The organism is Microcystis sp. T1-4, from assembly GCF_000297435.1.
Taxonomy (GTDB): Bacteria; Cyanobacteriota; Cyanobacteriia; order Cyanobacteriales; family Microcystaceae; genus Microcystis.
Map to the genome: position 1 here is coordinate 1 of NZ_CAIP01000208.1, position 3,842 is coordinate 3,842.

General features: G+C 36.3%; 3 protein-coding genes. 2 read left to right on the forward strand and 1 reads right to left on the reverse strand.

The genetic code is table 11. The features are described from left to right. Window positions 1-2,650, reverse strand: a 2,650-nt coding sequence (locus MICAI_RS12950; protein ID WP_039900113.1) for a Calx-beta domain-containing protein, incomplete at its 3' end; no start/stop codon positions are given. A gap of 543 nt (window positions 2,651-3,193) precedes the next feature. Between MICAI_RS12950 and MICAI_RS12955 the strand changes: the two genes are divergently transcribed. Both MICAI_RS12955 and MICAI_RS27105 read left to right on the forward strand, forming a co-directional pair. Then, window positions 3,194-3,439 carry a hypothetical protein gene (locus MICAI_RS12955; RefSeq protein ID WP_002803455.1) on the forward strand — a complete coding sequence of 82 codons (246 nt, stop codon included), beginning with the start codon at window positions 3,194-3,196 and terminating at the stop codon, window positions 3,437-3,439. Beyond that, window positions 3,366-3,839: a type II toxin-antitoxin system VapC family toxin gene (locus tag MICAI_RS27105; protein ID WP_232306192.1), complete on the forward strand. Its 474-nt coding sequence runs from the start codon at window positions 3,366-3,368 to the stop codon at window positions 3,837-3,839. The genes MICAI_RS12955 and MICAI_RS27105 overlap by 74 nt, the downstream gene beginning before the upstream one ends. Window positions 3,840-3,842: the final 3 nt, after the last annotated feature.

The following is a 3,842-nucleotide window of genomic DNA, read 5'->3' on the forward strand; positions in this document are numbered from 1 at the left end:
TTTGATTGGTAAATCCATTTTCTCCTGCAAGGTTAAAGTAAAGAGAAATAGGAGTTCCATTTCCACCACCCTCAAAACGACCAAAATCAGCCCTTCCGTCTCCATTTACATCTGCCATGAAACGATGACGGTTATCATATCCTAGCCCAAAAACTGCGGAGGTTATATTAAGTGCGTTAAACCCACCTTGTTGAGAACTAAAAGCCAGATTTGTTTGAGTTATATCAACAGATTTTAATTGCTGATTTTTAACATCAAGTATTTTATTTTGCTTCTGTTTAATATACTTCTGTAAATTCGTTTCTATCCCTTGTTCTTGTTGATCATTTGTTAAATCAATCTGAACCACTAAATCTTGAGATTTATTAGTCACCTCATCTGATACTGCTTTGATTAACTTAGGCTGTAAAAACACCTTAGATTTGTCAATAAAAGTATTAACATTATCAGCTACTAATTGAACGACATTAACTGACAATTTGATAGTATCAGATGATTGTTGTTGCAAAGCTTGAGATTTTTTCGTATAGTCATCCCAAAGAACCCAATCAGGATCATCATGGTAAACAGGAACACTTTCCCAATATTTTTTCTTCTTAAGACCAGACCATTTTGTTCTTTCTACTTGAATATACTCAACCCATTGCGGACCTTGTTTATGACTTTTTTCCCAATAAACCGCAGCTTGATCTGAGTACGATTTAGCTTGATCTGAGTACGACTTAGCTTGATCAAGATAAGCATCACTTAATGACTTATTCTGAATAATATTTGCCTTGAGTGAATCCACATCATGAAGAATCGAACCATCCAAAGACTTCAATAAATCATCCAAAGCATTATTTAAGCTTGTTTTTGCTTGAACAATATCTTGAGTACCTGGTAACTGTTGTTGAAATTGACTAACTATTGCCCGTTTACCTTGCACAACATTAAGCTGATTAAACTCCTTCTCATACTTAGTCAAATCCGAATAATGCTGACTCAACTTCGCCAAATTCTGATACTCATCTGAATTCTTCTTCGCCAAAAACAGCGCATCCTCCACAAAATCAACACTATCCGCCAAAGCATCCCGCCGTCTTACCGTTGACTCCCGAATCTGTAACGCCTCATCTAACTGAATCTCATTTAGATAATAATCCCCATAAGGAGTCGCCAAATTCTCATCAATATAACTCGTCAAACTATCAAACGCCTGAGACGTAGCTTGAGAGCCATTCCACACCTTAATCGTTAGATTATGATTATCCTCTAAATTATCCACCCAAACAGTCGTTAAACCCTTCAACTGGTTAGCCAATTGACTGTTTAAACTCACATAACCCTCAATATTATTATTCCCTAAAGCCACCTTAACCGATGCTTCATGGTCCGCAGAAGTCCCCTTTCTCGTCTCCAACTCCTGCTTAAACTCCAACTCACCCGCTAACACCGTTTTCTGATAATCTTGTACCTCTCCCACAATTTTCTGCTTCTCTAAAATCGCCTTTTCCAACGCCGCAATCTCAGAATTAGACCCATTTCCACTCTTCAAAGCTGTTAAATTAGCCTGAAGCGCACCAATTTTTTGCTTAAGACTATCAACCGTATCCTGCAAAAACTTAGACGAATAATCCTGAGTCTTGAGAAAAGCATAATCCGTCAGAAAATCCCCCAGCGCCTTATCCGCAACTGTCACAGCTTGCTTATTCCCTTCCCAAGCGGTTTTAATATCCACTAAAGCCTGATTTTTCTTCTCTAAATCCTCAACTTGCTTAGGAATAATATTACTCTCAAGTCCCTGTAACTCCTGATTTGAGTCATCAATTTGGAAAATAACACCCGCCAACTCCTGATTATACTTAGTCGTCGCAATTGACAGTAAATTCTGTTGTTCCTGAATCTGAATCAGATAACCATTAATCTCCTTCTGAATCCCATCTTTTATACCCGCATTCGTTTCAGCCTTCAGACGAGCATAAGCATTATCAATATTTTTCTGAATATCCTTCTGTTTTTGCTCAATTTCTGTTTTAGATTGAGTAAAGCTAGAGGTTAAAGCCGTCTTTTTATTTGCTAGATTCTGCAAACTTTCCGTTAAAAACTTCTGCTTAATGAGACTCCCTTCAAAAGTTTCCTTCGCAAAGGAATAATCATCATTAGCTAACCTTAACTGTTCCTCCGTCGTGTCTAATTTAACCTTGGCTTTGTCCAATTCGCTGCTGAGAATTTCATACTGCTTCAACGCTGTGGGAATCGGTAACGTTAACTTCTCCAGTTTTGTCGGTTGAATATCCGTATTATTAAAGACAAAATTATCATTATCAATGATCTTGACAATTGCCGTATTTTGTGTACCAATCGTCACCCCATTAGTCGGATTCGTCAAGGACAGGTTAAGGGTTTCCACCGCTTCAAACTGACTATCTTCCTTAATCGGAATCGTAATAATTTTAGGCGCACTATCCCCATGAGCAAACGTAACCTTAATGGGGGTATTATTATAATCTTCTGCGGTTGCTGTACCATTATTTAACGTAATCGTCCCACTCACTTCTGTATCACTTCCCCCCGTGCGAGTTACTGTTACTTGAGTTATAGTAGTTCCGTTTTCAGTCAGCGTATAAGTCGGCGCACTAAATGCTAAAACTCCGGGATTATTAAGCATAATTTATCACTCCAGAAAAAGTGAAAATATTTTATTGATTGAGATTAGGTTAACTAACCGATATGGTGAATAGCCGATTGCAATTGACTTAAAGGCTGGTTTCCCTTCAGGCGCTCCCAGTTGTCTGCTGGCGAGCCTTTGAGTAAAATCCATAACCTAGACGGCTAATAAGAGTTAGAAGCGATGCGGTCGCCACTACCCTGCTACTTGGTTCGTTAATATCCGGTTATATACTTACTTCCTGAAAAAGTCAAGCATAAAATCTAAATTGTAAAATTTCTTTACAAAAAACTTCAGCAAAAGTGAACATTAAATCAATTAAAAGTGGACAAAAATGGACAAAAAGGGATCGGGTTAGTTGAATTTAGCGAAAAATCGGGGAATCCCAACTCCGTCATGGGGCGATCACAAAAGGAATGAAAATTTCCCTGAAATTTGCTCAATTTTACCTGATTTTAGAGATTTGCTTGCAAATCAGCATTTTTGTGATATATTATAATCATAGTAATTTTTTTTATACTTAATTGTAGCTAAGTAATAATCATGAGTTCTACAGCAATACGTCAACAAATAATTCAATCATTAGCTAATCTTTCTGACGAACAATTATTGCAAATCAGAGAGTTAATTGATCAAAATTTTCTGCTTCAAATTAAACCTAAATCAGAAGAAGAAATACAACAGTTAATTAAATCATTACAAGGTAAATATGCTCATGCACCTAACAGTAGTGAAGATTTTGCCCAACAAAAACAAGCAGAAATTGATTGGGAGGAGCGTAATAGATGAATATCATTTTAGATGCTTGTGCTGTAATTGCTTTTTTCGTAATGAAACAGGAGCGGATCTTGTTAGAGAAACCATCACTAATCAAAATAATAACAAGATGATTCATGTTATTAATCTTGGCGAAGTTTACTATAATTTTTATCGAGATATAGGAGAATCAGAAACAGAAAAACTAATTCAAGAATTAAGCAATATTAACATAAAAACTCGCTTTGATTTAAGTGGCAATTTTTGGCGACAAGTAAGCAAATATAAAGCAGTAATTAAACGCATTTCTTTAGCTGATTGTTTTGCTTTAACTTTAGCCAATCAAGAAAAAGGAATTCTAGTTACTTCTGACCGAAAAGAATTTGAACCGATTGTTCCTCTTAATATTTGTCAGATTGATTTTATTCGTTAATAA